General features: G+C 63.4%; 11 protein-coding genes and 1 pseudogene. 5 read left to right on the top strand and 7 right to left on the bottom strand.

All coding sequences use genetic code 11. From position 1 onward, the window contains the following. A partial coding sequence (gene lpdA, locus J8G26_RS18290; protein WP_210570639.1) for a dihydrolipoyl dehydrogenase occupies positions 1-1,785 on the top strand: 1,785 nt, incomplete at its 5' end. Between the two features lie 108 nt (positions 1,786-1,893). Next, on the top strand, positions 1,894-3,453 hold the full coding sequence (locus J8G26_RS18295; protein WP_210570641.1) for an IS91 family transposase: 1,560 nt from the start codon (positions 1,894-1,896) through the stop codon (positions 3,451-3,453). A 132-nt stretch (positions 3,454-3,585) separates the two neighbouring features. On the opposite strand, the gene J8G26_RS18300 is transcribed toward J8G26_RS18295, so the two are convergent. The 6 genes from J8G26_RS18300 to J8G26_RS18325 all read right to left on the bottom strand — a co-directional run bounded on the left by J8G26_RS18300 (position 3,586) and on the right by J8G26_RS18325 (position 11,535). After that, positions 3,586-4,203: a hypothetical protein gene (locus J8G26_RS18300; protein ID WP_210570643.1), complete on the bottom strand. Its 618-nt coding sequence runs from the start codon at positions 4,201-4,203 to the stop codon at positions 3,586-3,588. A 100-nt stretch (positions 4,204-4,303) separates the two neighbouring features. Continuing rightward, positions 4,304-4,948: a TetR/AcrR family transcriptional regulator gene (locus J8G26_RS18305; RefSeq protein WP_210570645.1), complete on the bottom strand. Its 645-nt coding sequence runs from the start codon at positions 4,946-4,948 to the stop codon at positions 4,304-4,306. Between the two features lie 439 nt (positions 4,949-5,387). Continuing rightward, complete coding sequence (locus J8G26_RS18310; RefSeq protein ID WP_054076046.1) at positions 5,388-5,792, bottom strand: helix-turn-helix domain-containing protein; 405 nt, start codon at positions 5,790-5,792, stop codon at positions 5,388-5,390. A 25-nt stretch (positions 5,793-5,817) separates the two neighbouring features. After that, positions 5,818-7,245: an efflux transporter outer membrane subunit gene (locus J8G26_RS18315; RefSeq protein ID WP_210570647.1), complete on the bottom strand. Its 1,428-nt coding sequence runs from the start codon at positions 7,243-7,245 to the stop codon at positions 5,818-5,820. Then, positions 7,242-10,403 carry an efflux RND transporter permease subunit gene (locus tag J8G26_RS18320; RefSeq protein WP_210570649.1) on the bottom strand — a complete coding sequence of 1,054 codons (3,162 nt, stop codon included), beginning with the start codon at positions 10,401-10,403 and terminating at the stop codon, positions 7,242-7,244. Before J8G26_RS18320 ends, J8G26_RS18315 begins: the two co-directional genes overlap by 4 nt. A 10-nt stretch (positions 10,404-10,413) precedes the next feature. Further along, entirely contained in the window at positions 10,414-11,535 is a 1,122-nt protein-coding gene (locus J8G26_RS18325; RefSeq protein WP_210570651.1) for an efflux RND transporter periplasmic adaptor subunit, read from the bottom strand. Between the two features lie 226 nt (positions 11,536-11,761). Between J8G26_RS18325 and J8G26_RS18330 the strand changes: the two genes are divergently transcribed. Continuing rightward, on the top strand, positions 11,762-12,535 hold the full coding sequence (locus tag J8G26_RS18330; RefSeq protein ID WP_210570653.1) for an IclR family transcriptional regulator C-terminal domain-containing protein: 774 nt from the start codon (positions 11,762-11,764) through the stop codon (positions 12,533-12,535). 50 nt (positions 12,536-12,585) lie between these two features. Here J8G26_RS18330 and J8G26_RS19465 read toward each other — a convergent pair. Beyond that, positions 12,586-12,868, bottom strand: a pseudogene (locus J8G26_RS19465) (integrase core domain-containing protein); the annotation flags it as partial. A gap of 322 nt (positions 12,869-13,190) precedes the next feature. Between J8G26_RS19465 and J8G26_RS19470 the strand changes: the two are divergent. Together J8G26_RS19470 and J8G26_RS18345 are read left to right on the top strand one after the other, a co-directional pair. Then, positions 13,191-15,023 (top strand): 2-oxo acid dehydrogenase subunit E2, encoded by a 1,833-nt coding sequence (locus J8G26_RS19470; protein WP_087743187.1) that lies wholly within the window; start codon positions 13,191-13,193, stop codon positions 15,021-15,023. Positions 15,024-15,036: 13 nt separating this feature from the next. Further along, a partial coding sequence (locus tag J8G26_RS18345; protein WP_210570662.1) for an NAD(P)/FAD-dependent oxidoreductase occupies positions 15,037-16,288 on the top strand: 1,252 nt, incomplete at its 3' end.

The following is a 16,288-nucleotide window of genomic DNA, read 5'->3' on the forward strand; positions in this document are numbered from 1 at the left end:
AGCCTGATCACTGTGGAGTCCGACAAGGCCTCCATGGAGATTCCCTCCAGCCACGCGGGTGTGGTCAAAGAACTGCGCGTGAAGCTGGGCGACAAAGTCGCCAAGGGCTCCGTGGTGCTGACGCTGGAAGTGGAGGGCGCTGGCGTTGCAGCACCTGCCGCTGCACCTGCGCCAGCGCCCGCAGCTGCCCCAGTAAATTCAGAGCAAAAACAGGCCCCAGCGCTTACCGCACAAGCGCAAGCAGCTATCAATCCAGTAGCGTCGAGTTTTGCAGGCACGGCCGATCTGGAGTGCGATCTGCTCGTGCTCGGCGGCGGCCCCGGCGGCTACAGCGCCGCCTTCCGCGCGGCCGACCTGGGCCTCAAGGTGGTGCTGGTCGAGCGCTACGCCCAACTCGGCGGCGTGTGCCTGAACGTGGGCTGCATCCCCAGCAAAGCCTTGCTGCACGTGGCCGCAGTGATCGACGAGGTGTCGCACCTGTCAGCGGCAGGCATCGACTTTGGCGCGCTCACTGTCAATGTCGATACGCTGCGCGGCCACAAAGAAAAAGTCATCGGCAAACTCACCGGCGGCCTGGCCCAGATGGCCAAGATGCGCAAGGTGACCACGGTGCGCGGCTACGGCGCCTTCGTCGGTGCTAACCACGTCGAAGTGGAAGAAACCACCGGCTCGGGCCAGGAGAAGACCGGCACCAAGAAGGTTATCGCCTTCCAAAAAGCCATCATTGCCGCCGGCTCGCAGGCTGTGCGCCTGCCCTTCATGCCCGACGATCCACGCGTCGTTGATTCCACCGGCGCGCTTGCGCTCAAGGAAGTGCCCGAACGCATGCTGATTTTGGGCGGCGGCATCATCGGCCTCGAAATGGGCACGGTGTACAGCACGCTGGGCGCGCGCCTGGATGTGGTCGAAATGATGGACGGCCTGATGCAGGGCGCCGACCGCGACCTCGTCAAGATCTGGCAGAAGATGAACGCGAAGCGCTTCGACAACATCATGTTGAAGACCAAGACCGTCGGTGCCGAGGCCACGCCTGACGGCATCAAGGTCACGTTTGCACCAGCGGAAGAGGGCGGCACCGCACCCGAACCGCAGGTGTACGACCTGGTGCTGCAGGCCGTGGGCCGCACCCCCAACGGCAAGAAGATCGCTGCCGACAAGGCCGGCGTGTCTGTGACGGACCGCGGTTTCATCAACGTGGACATCCAGATGCGCACCAATGTGCCGCACATCTTCGCCATCGGCGACATCGTGGGCCAGCCCATGCTGGCGCACAAGGCGGTGCACGAGGCGCATGTGGCGGCGGAAGTGATCGCCGGCGAATTGCAGGGCAACAAGGAACTGGCCAGCGCCGCCTTCAACGCCCGCGTGATCCCCAGCGTGGCCTACACCGACCCCGAAGTGGCCTGGGTGGGCCTGACCGAAGACCAGGCCAAGCAGCAGGGCATCAAGGTCAAGAAGGGCCTGTTCCCCTGGGCGGCCTCGGGCCGCGCCATTGCCAACGGCCGCGACGAAGGCGTCACCAAGCTGCTGTTCGACGACAGCCCCGAAGCAGGATCAGGAGACGGCCATGCTGGCCGGGGCCACGGCAAGATCCTGGGCGGCGGCATGGTCGGCACGCATGCGGGCGACATGATCGGCGAGATCGCCCTGGCCATCGAGATGGGTGCGGACGCTGTCGACATCGGCAAGACCATCCACCCGCATCCGACGCTGGGCGAGAGCATCGGCATGGCGGCGGAAGTGGCGCATGGCAGCTGCACGGATGTGCCGCCTGCGCGCAAGTAAGTCCGCAGCCAAGCTACCCTGACAAGGCCCGAACTGGCGACGGTTCGGGCCTTGTGCTTTGCGTACCCAAACAATCGCCGCAGAATACTGTGCATTTGTACAGTATTCATGTCAGCCACTTCCAAGCCCAAGCTCTACAACCCACGCCACCCCGAACGCACGCTGCTCTACCAAATGGTAGCCGAGCACTACGAGACCTGGCTAGAGTTGGCCAGCGCGGGTCAGTTCGACGGCCAGGGCGACCACCACACCCCCAAGCCCTTCGTGCGCAAAGCGTTTGCCAAGTATCTTGAGTGCGGCATCTTTGCCCATGGCTTTGCCCGCGCTCGCTGCGGCGACTGTGGGCACGACTACTTTGTAGCCTTCTCCTGCAAAGGCCGGGGAGTCTGCCCCTCGTGCACCACCCGGCGCATGGTGGAGACAGCAGCGCACCTGAACGATCACGTATTCCCCCGCCTGCCGGTGCGCCAGTGGGTGCTGTCGGTTCCCAAGCGGCTTCGTTACTTCATGCAGCGCGACGGGCCAGTGCTCAATATGGTGCTGCGCATCTTCCTGCGGGTGATTGCGCAAAGCCTGCAGGCGCACTGCATTGGCGCGGCCAATGCAGACAAGGAAAGCCTGCACATCGGCGCAGTGGCCTTCATCCACAGGTTCGGCTCCAGCCTGAACGAACACGTCCACTTCCACGTCTGTGTGGTGGACGGGGTGTTTGAGGAGGTGGCAGGCGAGGGCAGCGCTGATGCCGCAATGCAAGTCTCTGCGTCAGGTGTCGTATTCCACCCTGCCACCGGCATCGATGCGACACCCGTGGCACAAGTGCAGACCACACTGCAAAAACGTATCCTGCGCGCCTTTGTGGGCCGTGGGCTGCTGGAGAACTTCGAGGCAAAAGAGATGCTGGGGTACAAACACAGCGGTTTCTCGGTGGATGCCGGGGTGTGCATTGAATCCCACGACCGTCCAGGCCTTGAGCGGCTCTTGCGCTATTGCGCCCGCCCACCCTTTGCGATGGACAGGCTGCGCAAAGAGGGAAGCAAACTGGTGTACCGCTGCGGCAAGCAGCGCAGCGAACCCACCAGCGACAAGCGCGGTGCCAAGGTTGATGAGCTGCACCTCACACCGCTGGAGCTGATCGACCGCATTGCCGCGCTGGTTCCCCCGCCACGCACCCACCGGCACCGCTATTTTGGTGTGCTGGCACCCAACTCGCCGCTCAGGGCTGCGGTGACGGCGCTGGCGACACCGGCGCAAGCCGCTCCCGTGCTGGGCGCGTCGATCAGCACGGGGGAGTGCGCGCCTGGTGTGGTACCGATGAGCAGCGCGCTGCCATCCCAGAGCGAGCCGGTGCTGCCCAAGCGTGCAGCGCACTACCTGTGGGCGGTGCTGATCGCCCGCATCTACGAGGTGTTCCCCCTCTTGTGTCCGCTGTGTGGCGGGCATATGCGCATCATCGCGTTCATTACGCACAGCGCTGACATCCGGCACATCCTGGACCACATCGGGGCAGATTCAGAGCCACCCCGCATCTCCCCGGCGCGCGGGCCACCGCTGTGGGATGACTGTAGTGATGCGCAGATGGATGACGGGGCGCAAACCGAGCCAGCAGACTGGGACCTAGCGGCGCAACCGGCACCGGACTTTGAGGTCGATCAGCGCATCAGTTGGTGAATGAACAAAGCGGCGATTTTGACTTGCCGCGAACTGGCTCTGCGCCCGGTACACGCCGAGCGCCGCAAATCACTCTCCTGAACGCCAAACCCTGGTGGTGAACCTGACACCTGGGCGGGAAAATCGAGTGTCTCAGCCGGCTTGATGGCGCTTCCGCGGTGCGATACTTGGCCTCATGCGGTTAAAACGCCTATCCGTGGCAGATTCGGTCTGAACTACCTCAAGCCTGTTGAGCACTCGCAGCACATGCGTGTCCACCGCAATGGTGTCCTCGTGAAAGATGAAGTTCATCATGATGTCCGCGACTTTTCTGCCCACACCTTGCAGCTTCCTGAGTTCTTCGTGGGTATCTGGGATTTTCCCTTTGTAAATCTGCAAAATCTGACGGCACATGACCTTGAGGTTTGCCGTCTTGCGGTTGTAGTGAGCCACTGGTTTGATGATCGCCTTAAGCTCTTCGTCATCCAAGGCGAGCAGTTCCTCAAATGTGGACACTCTGGCAAACAGTGGCACGCAGGCCCTCACCACCCTTGGGGTGATCGTCATGGTGGATAAGCACACCGATACCAGGCACCTGAACGGTGTGCTGGACAGGCCATTCGTCATCCAAGGGTCATCTGTTTGGTCAAAAGTAGGGTAGGTCTGCTGCAAAACGTCATAAATGGACTCTAGCCGACGTTCGGCAGACAGCTGTTTTGACACGTTGCCACCAGGCGCAAGGTGTCTGCAAAGAGCGTGCTGATGGCTCATGATGGTGCTTTACCTCAATGTTGATCAGACAAAAGATACCACAAAAGACGATTTCGTCTTTTTAGTCCTATTGACGTCATTGATCATGGCGACAATGACGTCAGAGCGTCAGACGCCCCGTTGCGCAGAGCAAAGCAATCGCGTCATCCACGCTGGATGCACTGCGCTGACGAAGTGCATCGGGGTTCAGTCCAAATGCAGCTTGAAATGACAGCGGCTGCACTGCAACCTCGACAAAGCGATGTGCAATCTCTTTGATGTCTTGACCCGCAGGCAGCAGCGCCCCTTCCAACGCACTGACCACGCAGCGCACAGATCCGTCAAAGCTGACGCGGTAAGCGAGCAGTGCAAGCTCTGGGAAGTTGTGGGCCTCCGCAGCGGTGATACGCATGAGTGCAACACACCGAGGGTGGAGCATTCCTTCAATCAGTTGTCGCCCTGCAGACCGCAGCCGACTTCTGTAATCGCTAGGAGAATCGACGCTCGACATGTGTGCAAACATCGTCTGAATGGAGTGCTGCACTACTGCGCTGAATAGAGACTCTTTATTGGGGTAGCGGGCATACAAAGCAGACTTTCCGGTCCTTGCAAGCTGGGACACCATGTCCAGCGTGGTTCTGCCAAAGCCAAGCTCGAGAAAAAGAGTTGTTGCCGCGCTCAGTACGCGCTCATCTACCAAAAGTGCTTCTTGGGCTGAGGGGCGCCCCCTGCGGGGTGCCGCGATGTGTCGATCTACACGGGTCATGGAGCAGCAACAACGTGGTCAGGCGGAAAAAAGCGATAGTAGTCTGAATCGACCAGCTTTTACCTGATAAAGCTAAGCCTCACGGAATTGCGCTTCTCAAGCACCAGGGAAGACAAGCCTATCCGCAGACACTCGTCTGCGGATAGGCTTGTAGATGGCTAACGACAATGGCCCTGACTTCCGATCACACGAGTTCCACGTGGCGTACACGCTCGCGTCACGCGGCCCTGCAGGCCGCTGGCCCACAGCAAGGCGGAGCGGTTCAGCCCAACTGCCTTGCGCGACCGGGCAGACGGCTGGACGTACCAGAATCCAGCCCATAGCAGCCAGTTGGCCGCACCACGACCACTGGCACCGACCTCACAGTGGCATCGGAAGCATCGCGCCGATAGCCAGACTCAACGTCATGACGCTGTTCAGGGACCGAATTGCGAGCGCTTCATCGCACTGACCATTTTTCTCGCACCTCGAAGGACGCGGCATGGCTTTCTGCACTGCGAATGGCCTCGATTTCACCCACATGATCGACGCCCCAATTGCGCATCGTTTCGATCAAGGGCATCAGTGTCCTGCCCAGCGGAGTCAATGAATACTCTACCTTGGGAGGGATAGTTTGATGGATTTTTCGGTCGATGATGCCGTCGGCTTCGAGCTCGCGCAAATTCAGTGTCATGACGCGCTGGCTGGCTTCGGGAAGCAGTCGCCGCAGCTCATTGAATCGCAAGGTTCCAGACATCAGGTGCAGGAGGATCAGTGCCTTGTACTTACCTCCAATCACTTCCATTGCAAAGGTCACGGGAGCGACGGACTCCTCTACCTCGGGATGGGATATTGCAAGCTTCATGGGTGCCTCGTGCGTATTCGTGGTGTCAGCTCTTTCCGCTATCGCTGCCGGAGAGCACTCCACCACCCAAAGCCTTGAACAATTGCACTTCGCTCAATGCTTGCTGCAACGAGACTTGTATGGCCTGCAACTCTGAACTGAGGAGCGTGCGCTGCGCGTCGATCACGGTCAAGTAGCTATCCACACCGGATTGATAGCGCAACTGCGCCAAGTCGAGGTACTTGGTCGAGGTCTGCACCAGCTGCTGGTTGGCATCGACTTGCAACTCGTAGGTTCGCTGGGCTGAAAGGCCGTCGCTGACCTCGCGGAACGCATCCTGGATGGATTTTTCATACTGCGCCACGCGCAAGTCCTTCTGCAGCGTGGCGTAGTCCAGGTTGGCCGACAGGCGGCCTGCGCTGAACAGCGGGATATTGATCTGTGGCGCAAAGCTCCACGCGCCCGATCCGCCCTCGAACAGCCCCGACAGTTCGCGGCTGGAAGTGCCCGCGCTGGCGGTCAGAGAGATACTCGGAAAGAACGCCGCGCGCGCCGCTCCGATGTTGGCATTGGCCGCCCTCAACTGCTGCTCGGCGGCCAGGATGTCCGGGCGCTGGGCCAGCACTTGCGAGGGCAGACCCACGGGCAGATCCGCGAGTTGCCAGTCCTGCGGCAGCGCGCGCGCGCTGCGCACGCTGGCGGGCAGTTCCGTGCCTACCAATACCTGCAGTGCGTTCAGGTCCTGCTCGACCGTGCGCGTGAACTGCGCGTGCTGGGCGCGCGCGCTGTCCACTGCGGTTTGTGCTTGGTAGCGCTGCAGCTCGGTGGCAATCCCATTTTCTACCTGCGACACGACCAGCTCCAGCGCCTGTTCATTGGCCGCCAGCGTGCGCGTGACCACTTCTAGCATCTGCAGGTCGGCCTGCCAGGTCATCCAGGCGTTGGCGGCGGCTGCCACCAGGCTAAGTTGCGTGGCCTTGTGCGTGCTGTCCATAGACAGATATTGCTGCAAGGCCTGCTCGTTGAGACTGCTCACCCGGCCGAACAGGTCCAGCTCATAGGCCGCTATGCCCAGCCCCACGGAGTAGTTGCCCGAGACCACGGCCCGCGGCGCTGCGGCCAAGTCCGCGGGCACGCGCTGGCGCGCACCGCTGCCCTGTACGCCGACGCTGGGCAGGTTCTGCGACTTTTGAATGCGGTACAGCGCCTGGAAGGCCTGCACATTCAGTGCCGCCGCGCGCAGATCCCGGTTGTTGTCCAGCGTGAACTGGATCACCTCGCGAAGTTGCGCATGGTGAAAGAACTGCTGCCACCGAATAGGGAGTGCTACTTCATTGCCTGGCGTGCGCACGCCGGCTGGCACGGCCCAGTTCGTGGCCACGGGGGCGAGGGGCGTTTCATATTTGGGGGCCATGGAGCAGGCGCTCAACAGCCCCGCCAGCGCCAGGGCGCCGGTCAGGGTGTGCAATCTCATGCGTGTTTCTCCTCGACCAAAGAGGCTGGGGGTTCGGCGGCCGGGCGCTTCTTGCCCATGAAGCGCTCCTTGGCGCTGACCACCACGAAAAAGAACAGCGGCACGAAGAACACCGCCAGGAAGGTGCCCGCCAGGGTGCCGCCCACCACGCTGGTGCCGATGGAGTGCTGGCTGCCGCTGGAGGCGCCCTTGGCAATCGCCAGCGGCAGCACGCCCAGCACGAAGGCCATGGAGGTCATGATGATGGGGCGCAGGCGCAGGCGCGCGGCCTCCACCACGGCCTGGAACAGGGGCTTGCCCTCGTCCTCGTACAGCTCGCGCGCGAACTCCACGATCAGGATGGCGTTCTTGGCCGCCAGGCCCATGGTGGTGATCATGCCGATCTGGAAGAACACGTCGTTGGTCAGCCCGCGGCCCAGCGTGGCCAGCACCGCGCCCAGAATGCCCAGGGGAACGACCAGCATCACCGAGAACGGGATGGACCAGCTCTCGTACAGCGCCGCCAGGCACAGGAAGACGATCACCAGCGACAGCACCAGGATGCCCGCGCTTTGGTTGCCGGCCTTGATTTCCTCGTAGGACAGGCCCGTCCACACCAGATCCACGCCGGGAGGCAGCTGCCTGGCCAGCCCTTCGATGATGGCCATGGCCTCGCCGGTGCTCACGCCGGGGGCCGTGCTGCCCACGATTTCCACGGCGGGTATGCCGTTGTAGCGCTCCAGCTTGGCCGATCCATAGACCCATTTGCCGGTGGAGAAGGCGCTGAACGGCACCATCTGGCCCAGGTTGTTGCGCACGTACCATTTGTCAAAGTCGTCCGGGCCCACGCGGGACTCGGCCTTGCCCTGCAGGTACACCTTTTTCACGCGGCCTCGGTCGATGAAGTCGTTGACGTAGGCGGAGCCCCAGGCCACGGACATGGTGGCGTTGATGTCCGACAGGTTCAGGTTCAGCGCGCGCGCCTTTTCGTCGTCGATCTCGACCTGGTACTGCGGCTCGTCCGAAAGCCCCTGGGGGCGCACCAGGGCCAGCTTGGGCTCTTGCGCGGCCATGCCCAGCATCTGGTTGCGCGCCTCCATCAGCACTTCGTGGCCCACGCCGCCGTTGTCCTGCAGGAAGAAGTCGTAGCCCGTGGCGTTGCCCAGCTCCATGATGGCGGGCGGCACGATGGGGATGACCATCGCATCCTTGATCTGGCTGACAAAGCCCCAGGTGCGGTCGTTCAGCGCCGAGAGGTGCTGATGCGCGGTCAGGCGGTCATCGAACGGCTTGAGGCCGACGAACAGCAGGCCGGAGTTCTGGCCTCGTCCGGCAAAGTTGAAGCCGTTGACCGCCATGACGCTTTGCACGGTGTCTTTTTCGTTGTCCAGCAAATGCTGGCTGACGGCCTGCAGCACCTTGTCGGTGCGGGCCGCCGAGGCGTTGGAGGGCAGTTGCACCAGCACCATCATCGTGCCCTGGTCTTCCTCGGGCAGAAATGCCGTGGGAATGCGCGCAAACAGCGCCACCAGGCCCGCCAGCAGCAGCACATAGATCAGCAAGAACCCCTTGTTGCGCTTGAGGATGCCCTCCACGCCCACGGCGTAGCCGCTGGCGCTGGCGTTGAACACGCGGTTGAACCAGGCAAAGAACCGGGCGGGCTTTTTGCCCGGCACGGGCGCCTTCAGGATGGTGGCGCACAGCGCGGGCGTGAAGATCAGCGCCACCAGCACCGACAGGCCCATGGCCGAGGCGATGGTGATGGCGAACTGGCGGTAGATCACGCCGGTGGAGCCGTCCATGAAGGCCATGGGCACGAACACGGCGGAAATCACCAGGCCAATGCCGACCAGCGCACCCGAGATCTGCCCCATGGACTGGATGGTGGCCTCCTTGGGCGACAGACCTTCGTCGTGCATCAGGCGCTCGACGTTTTCCACCACCACGATGGCGTCGTCCACCAGCAGGCCGATGGCCAGCACCATGGCGAACATGGTCAGCAGGTTGATGGTGAAGCCCGCCATGTACAGCACGCCGAAGGTGCCCAGCAGCACCACGGGCACGGCCAGCGTGGGGATGATGGTGGCGCGCACGCTTTGCAGGAACAGCAGCATCACCAGGAACACCAGCACGATGGCTTCGAGCAGGGTCTTGACCACCGAGTCGATCGACACCTGCACCACGGGCGAGGTGTCATACGGATAGACCGTCTTCACGCCGGGCGGGTAGTTGGCCTCCAGCTTGGCCATGGTGTCGCGCACGGCCTCCACGGTCTCCAGCACGTTGCCGCCGGTGGCCAGGCGCAGCGCCAGGCCCGAGGCGGGCTGGCCATTGAACTTGCCGGAGATGCTGGAGAACTGGCCGCCCAGGGCCACGTCGGCCACGTCCTTCAGGCGCACCTGCGCGCCGTTGGGCTTGACCTTGAGCATGATCTCGCGGAACTCGTCGGCGGTTTTCATGCGGGTCTTGCCCAGCACCGTGGCCTGCAGCTGCACCTTGTCGTTGATGGTGGGCAGGCCGCCGAGCTGACCGGCGGAAATCTGCACGTTCTGGGACTGCACCGCCGCGATCACGTCCGTGGGCGTGAGCTGGTGGGCGTTGAGCCTGGCCGGGTCGAGCCAGATGCGCATGGCATACGGCGCGCCGAACAGCTGGAAGTCACCCACGCCTTGCACGCGCGAGACCGGATCCTGGATGCTGGAGGCGATGTAGTCCGCCAGGTCGGCGGAGTTCATGCTGCCGTCCTCGGACACCAGGCCCACCACCAGCATGAAGTTCATCTGGTACTTGGCCACGCGAATGCCCTGCTGCTGCACTTCCTGCGGCAGCATGGGCGTGGCCAGGTTCAGCTTGTTCTGCACCTGCACCTGGGCGATGTCGGGGTCGGTGCCTTGCTCGAAGGTCACCACGATCTGCATGGAGCCGTCGGACTCCGACGTCGAGGTGATGTAGCGCAGGCCGTCCAGGCCGTTGAGCTGCTGCTCGATCACCTGCACCACCGTGTCCTGCACGGTCTGGGCCGAAGCGCCGGGGTAGGTCACGGAAACCGCAATCGCGGGCGGCGCCACGTTGGGGTATTGGTTGATGGCCAGGCCCTTGATGGCCAGCACCCCGGCCAGCATGACGACGATGGCCAGCACCCACGCAAAGATGGGGCGGTTGATGAAGAACTTGGACATGGCGTCTTCCTCAGGCGCCCGGGGCCGCTGCGTACAGGTCGGTCACGATGTTGACGTTCTTCGCGGGCTCGGGCTGCACCGGCGACTCGCCGCGCAGCTTCTGCAGGCCCTCGGTCACCACCTTCTCGCCCGTCTGCAGGCCGCCTTCGACCAGCCAGGTATTGCCCACCGTGCGCACCGCATTCACGGGGCGCGGCTTGGCGATGCTGTCTTCGCCCACCACCCACACCATGGCCTTGCCCTGGGTGTTGCGCCATACGGCCTGCTGCGGCACCAGCAGCGCCTGCGGCTTGGTGCCCGTCTGCAACTGGGCGCGCACAAACATGCCCGGGCGCAGCAGGCCGTCGGGGTTGGCAAAGGTGGCGCGCAAGGTCACAGAGCCCGTGCTTTCATCCACATTGACCTCAGAAAACTTGAGCGTGCCCGCCGCGGGATAGACGCTGCCGTCCTCCAGAACCAGGCGCACCTTGGCGCTGGCCTGGGCGTTGGCTGCCTGCAGGCGCAGGATGTCCGTCATGGACTGCTGCATGTCCACATGCATGGGGTCGATCTGCTGCACCGTCGCCATGGGCTGCGCCTGGCCCACGCCGACCAGCGCGCCCTCGGTCACCTGCGAGCGGCCAACACGGCCCGAAATGGGCGACAGCACCTTGGCATAGACGGTGTCGATGCGTGCCAGCTCTACGTCAGCCTGCGCGTTGCGCCAGGCACTCATGGCGTCGTCGTACTGCTGCTGGCTGATGGCGTTTTTCTCGCGCAGCACGGCATAGCGCTTGGCAAGGTTCTCGGTGCTTTGCAGCTGGGCCTGGGCCTTGACCAGGCGCGCATTCATGGTGGCCGGGTCAATCTGGTACAGCGCCTGGCCCTGCTTGACCACGCTGCCCTCTTCAAACAGGCGCTTTTGCACGATGCCGCTGGTCTGGGGGCGCACCTCGGCCACGCGCGAAGCCACGGTGCGGCCGGGCAGTTCGGTGCTCAAGGTCACTGCCTGGGCCTGCACGGCATACACGCCGACGGCGGCTGGGCCCTGGGGGCCGCCCTGGCCCTCGGGTTGACCGCCGCATGCCACCAACATGCCTGCTGCCGCCACAGCCAAAGCCGCACGGACTGACGTTGAAAACTTCACGCTCATGGGTTCACGCTCCTCGCAAAAACAGCCCCGCGCGAGCGGGTCAGGGATGGAACACAAAAGGACAGAGCTCCTGTTCGGAGCTGCTGTCCTTTTGTATCGCTTAGCGGTGCAATGTATCACTAGGCGATTAAAATCAGTGTTTTCCCGGGGTATCAACCCCACTTGCATCTCAGGCGATAAGCTCCCCCGCTTGCCTTCACGGCTTTTTTCTGTACAAACATTTTTAATGTCAGACTCACCCGACACCGATGACCGCCACCACGGCGGCATCCAGGTCATCGCCCGCGCGGGGCGCATCATGCGAGCGCTCAGCGCGCACAGCCATCTCAGCGGAATGAGCCTTGCGGCCATCGCGACCGAAGTGGATTTGCCGCGTTCGACCGTGCAGCGCATCATCAACGCGCTGGTGGCCGAAAACATCGTCGAGCCCGCTGGCCCCACCGGCTTTCGCATGGGGCCGGCGCTGGGGCAGATGCTCTACACCACGCAGTCCGACGTGGTGCCGGTGCTCAAGCCCCATGTGCAGCAGCTGTCCATGAAGCTGCAGGAAACGGTCTGCTTGGCAAGATTGCAGATGCAAAAACTGCATGTTGTGGATGCCGTGATCGGAGAGCAGGTATTGCGTGTCGTTCCGCAGTTGGGAATTACGCCGCCCCTGCTCATCACCGCGGCCGGGAAAGTGCTGCTGGCACGCCTGGATGAAGCTTCACTGCAGGCCTGGGCGCTACAGGAACTGCAAGAAAGCCCGCAGCAAGCGGCAGATTTGTGGCGCTCGCTCGACGTGGTGCGAAAGAAGGGCTACGCCATGGAGAAAGACCAGGTGATTCCGGGAATTTCGGAACTCTCCATCGCCATCAATACCTATCGTGGCGCCTACGCCATGATCGTACTGGCTCCAACGGTGCGCATGCAGGCCCAGCGGGAAACGTTCAAGCAGGAGCTTTTAAGCTTGCGTGCCAGCCTGGAGAAACTGCTGAACAGCCCCACTGCGGAGCATTGAGTTCGACTTGGCTTTTGCAGATGCTGGCTGGGGCGCGAAGTGGTGTGCTCGCTGTGAAGTGTCAACAGGTTGTTTCCTGAGCGTTCGAGTATGGATATGGGCGCGATGCCGCCTATTCCCTGGTGCGGGCGGTGCCAGTTGTAGTGGTGATTCCAGTAATCCAACGCGGCAACCCTCTCGCTTGAATGCTGGTAGGTGAAGCCATATGCCCAACTGCTTGCACGCTTGCGCGAAGTCCTTGGATCGGAAGGCTGAGCCGTTATCCGTCAGCAACTGCTCGACCGTCACGCTCAAGCCCTCGTAGTAAGCCACTGCATCACGCAGTAACTGCACCAGAGGCGATGTTCAGATGAAGTTGAAGAATCCACCGTCATGTTGCAGCTGCGCGGCAGCGCCGCACACCGTGTTCACGCGCTGATCCGGCGCCGGGTTTGACCGCAGCCTTGGATTCAGAGCCAGGCGACTTCCCTGGCTGCCTTGCCTTCAGCTACGTCGCAGGCTTGGTGCAGGGCCACGCCGTTTTCCAAGGCCGTGGCGCCGGTGAAGACGCGGCAACTTTTCTACCGCGAGCCCACCGCATTGGCCTGAACCGGCCCGAAGCGGGCGTTAGCCCGCAGCCCACCACCTGCCGCGCTGGGGCGGCGAATCGACGCACATGATCAAGCACCTGCAGCTCAAGAACCTCAAGGCCTGGCGCGACAGTGGCAGCGTGCGGCTGGCGCCGGTCACCATGCTGCTGGGCAGCAATTCGTCGGGCAAATCCACCTTGCTGCAAAGCCTGCTGCTGCTCAAGCAGACCGCGGCGGCGCCTGATCGCACGGTGCACCTGAACCTGGGGGGCGACGAGGCCCACGACATGGTCAGCCTGGGCAGCTTTGACGCGTTGCTGGCGCACGGCGCGACCCCGCGCCAGTTTGAGATCGTGCTGGAATTCGAGCGCCCCGAGGGCGAACGCGTGCGCCAGGGCCGCTTTGCCTGCAGCTATGGCCAGACGGCCAGCGGCGCCGTGGTGGTGCAGGCGCTGTCGCTGTCCACCGTGGCGCGGGAGTTTCGGGCTGTGCGCCGGGAGCGCGGGGCCTATGCGGTGTGGGTGGATGGCGAACCCCGGCCACGCGGCAAGGGGCTGCACCTGGCGCCCGAGCGCTCGATTGCATTCTCGGCCGAGGCCATTGCCCTGCTGGGCCCCGATGGCGCCCATCTGCAAGACCTGAGCCTGGCCCTGCGCCGCGAGCTGGAGGCCATTGTTTACCTGGGCCCGCTGCGCCAGCGGCCCGCGCGCGACCAGGTGTGGAACAAGGGCGGTTCGGGCTCTGTGGGGGCCGAGGGCCAGCAGGCCATCAACGCCCTGCTGTCCGATGCCTTGCAGCCGGGCGCGGGGCAGGGCGCGGTGTTGCGCAGCGTGTCGGCGGGGCTGCAGCGCATGGGCCTGGCCGACCGCATCGAGGTGCGCCAGCTGGGGCGCTCCAGCCGCTACGAACTGCTGGTGCACAAGGATGGCGTGGCTGCCAACCTGCGCGACGTGGGGGTGGGTGTGGCGCAGGTGCTGCCGGTGCTCACGGTGGCCTACAGCGTGCCGCCCGGCAGCACGGTGCTGCTCGAAGAGCCCGAGATCCATCTGCACCCGCTGGCCCAGGCGGTGCTGGCCGAGCTGTTTGCTGACGTGCAGGCCTTCACCCAGCGCGTGATGACCGGCAGCGTGCAGACCAAGGCCCAGGCCGCCAAGGCCCCGGCGGGTGGTGGCGGCACGGGCGTGGGCCTGGACCTGCTGCCCTGGCCCAAGGTGGACTTCAGCAAGTTCGGCCCGGTGGAGCGCAAGGAACTGGGCCGCATCAAGAAGATCAGCGGCGCCAACCTCACGCGCAACGCGGTGGTGATTCCCGCCGTGACCAACCACGACGACGCCGACATCACCGATCTGGAGGCGTTCCGTGTCCAGCTCAACAAGGAAAACGAGAAGAGTGGCATCAAGGTCACCATGCTCGCGTTCCTCATCAAGGCCTGCGTGGCCGCGCTCAAGAAGTTCCCCGACTTCAATAGCAGCCTGGACGGCGACAGCCTGGTGTACAAGCAGTACTTCCATATCGGCTTTGCGGCGGATACGCCCAATGGCCTGGTGGTTCCCGTGCTGAAGGACGCAGACAAGAAAGGCATCTTCCAGATCAGCCAGGAAATGAGCGAGCTGGCCAAGAAGGCCAGAGACGGCAAGCTGGGCCCGGCCGACATGAGCGGCGCCTGCTTCACCATCTCCAGCCTGGGCGGCATTGGTGGGCGCTACTTCACGCCCATCATCAACGCGCCCGAGGTGGCCATTCTGGGCGTGTGCAAGAGCCAGATGGAGCCCGTGTGGGACGGCAAGCAGTTTGTGCCGCGCCTCATGCTGCCGCTGTCGCTCACCTGGGATCACCGCGTCATCGACGGCGCTGCCGCTGCACGCTTCAACGTGTACCTGGGCCAAATCCTGGCGGACTACCGCCGCATCCTGCTGTGAAAGGAACATGAACATGGCAGTGATCGATATCCAAGTCCCCGACATTGGCGACTTCGCCGAAGTGGGCGTCATCGAAGTGCTGGTTCAACCCGGCGACACCATCAAGGCCGAGCAAAGCCTGGTCACCGTGGAGTCCGACAAGGCCTCCATGGAGATTCCGTCCAGCCACGCGGGCGTGGTCAAGGAGCTCAAGGTGAAGCTCGGCGACAAGATCGCAGAAGGCAGCGTGCTGCTCACGCTGGAGACGGCGCAGGCCGCAGCGCCCGCTGCTGCACCCGCAGTTTTGGAGCAAAAACCAGCTCCAGCGCCCGCAGCGCAAGCGCAAGCAGCTATCAAAACAGAAGCTAAGAGCTTTGCCGGTAGCGCCGACCTGGAGTGCGACGTGCTTGTGCTTGGCGGCGGCCCCGGCGGCTACAGCGCCGCTTTCCGCGCTGCCGACCTGGGCCTCAAGGTCGTGCTGGTCGAGCGCTATGCCCAGCTGGGCGGCGTGTGCCTGAATGTCGGCTGCATTCCCTCGAAGGCGCTGCTGCATGTGGCCGCCGTGATGGACGAAGTGTCGCACATGGCCGACCTGGGTGTGGACTTCGGCGCGCCCACCGTAAACGTGGACAAGCTGCGCGGCCACAAGGAAAAGGTCATCGCCAAGCTCACCGGCGGCCTGGGCCAGATGGCCAAGATGCGCAAGGTCACCATCGTGCGTGGCTACGGCGCCTTTGTGGGTGCCAACCACCTCGAAGTGGAAGAAACCACCGGCACCGGCCAGGACAAGACCGGCAGCAAAAAGGTGGTGGCGTTCAAGAAGGCCATCATCGCCGCTGGCAGCCAGGCCGTGCGCCTGCCCTTCATGCCCGACGATCCGCGCGTGGTGGACTCCACCGGCGCACTGGCGCTGCAGGGCGTGCCCCAAAAGATGCTCATCGTCGGCGGCGGCATCATCGGCCTGGAAATGGGCACGGTGTACAGCACGCTGGGCGCCCGCCTGGACGTGGTCGAGATGATGGACGGCCTGATGCAGGGCGCGGACCGCGACCTCGTCAAGGTCTGGGAGAAGATGAACAAGCACCGCTTCGACAACATCCTGCTCAAGACCAAGACCGTGGGCGCCCAGGCCACGCCCGAAGGCATCCAGGTGCAGTTCGAGGGCCTGGACGGCACGAAGAGCGAAGGCACCTACGACCTGGTGCTGCAGGCCGTGGGCCGCACCCCCAACGGCAAGAAGATTGCCGCTGAAAAGGCCGGCGTGGCCGTCACAGACCGCGGCTTCA

The sequence above is a fragment of the Acidovorax sp. JG5 genome, assembly GCF_017939685.1.
In the GTDB taxonomy this organism is placed as follows: Bacteria; Pseudomonadota; Gammaproteobacteria; order Burkholderiales; family Burkholderiaceae_C; genus Acidovorax.

Excerpts from the sequence above, each read along its gene's own strand:
- J8G26_RS18310 (WP_054076046.1), bottom strand. The coding sequence starts at position 5,792 with ATGAAGCTTGCAATATCCCATCCCGAGGTAGAGGAGTCCGTCGCTCCC.
- J8G26_RS18305 (WP_210570645.1), bottom strand. The coding sequence starts at position 4,948 with ATGACCCGTGTAGATCGACACATCGCGGCACCCCGCAGGGGGCGCCCC.
- J8G26_RS18295 (WP_210570641.1), top strand. The coding sequence starts at position 1,894 with ATGTCAGCCACTTCCAAGCCCAAGCTCTACAACCCACGCCACCCCGAA.
- J8G26_RS18320 (WP_210570649.1), bottom strand. The coding sequence starts at position 10,403 with ATGTCCAAGTTCTTCATCAACCGCCCCATCTTTGCGTGGGTGCTGGCC.
- J8G26_RS18315 (WP_210570647.1), bottom strand. The coding sequence starts at position 7,245 with ATGAGATTGCACACCCTGACCGGCGCCCTGGCGCTGGCGGGGCTGTTG.
- J8G26_RS18300 (WP_210570643.1), bottom strand. The coding sequence starts at position 4,203 with ATGAGCCATCAGCACGCTCTTTGCAGACACCTTGCGCCTGGTGGCAAC.
- J8G26_RS18330 (WP_210570653.1), top strand. The coding sequence starts at position 11,762 with ATGTCAGACTCACCCGACACCGATGACCGCCACCACGGCGGCATCCAG.
- J8G26_RS19470 (WP_087743187.1), top strand. The coding sequence starts at position 13,191 with ATGATCAAGCACCTGCAGCTCAAGAACCTCAAGGCCTGGCGCGACAGT.
- J8G26_RS18325 (WP_210570651.1), bottom strand. The coding sequence starts at position 11,535 with ATGAGCGTGAAGTTTTCAACGTCAGTCCGTGCGGCTTTGGCTGTGGCG.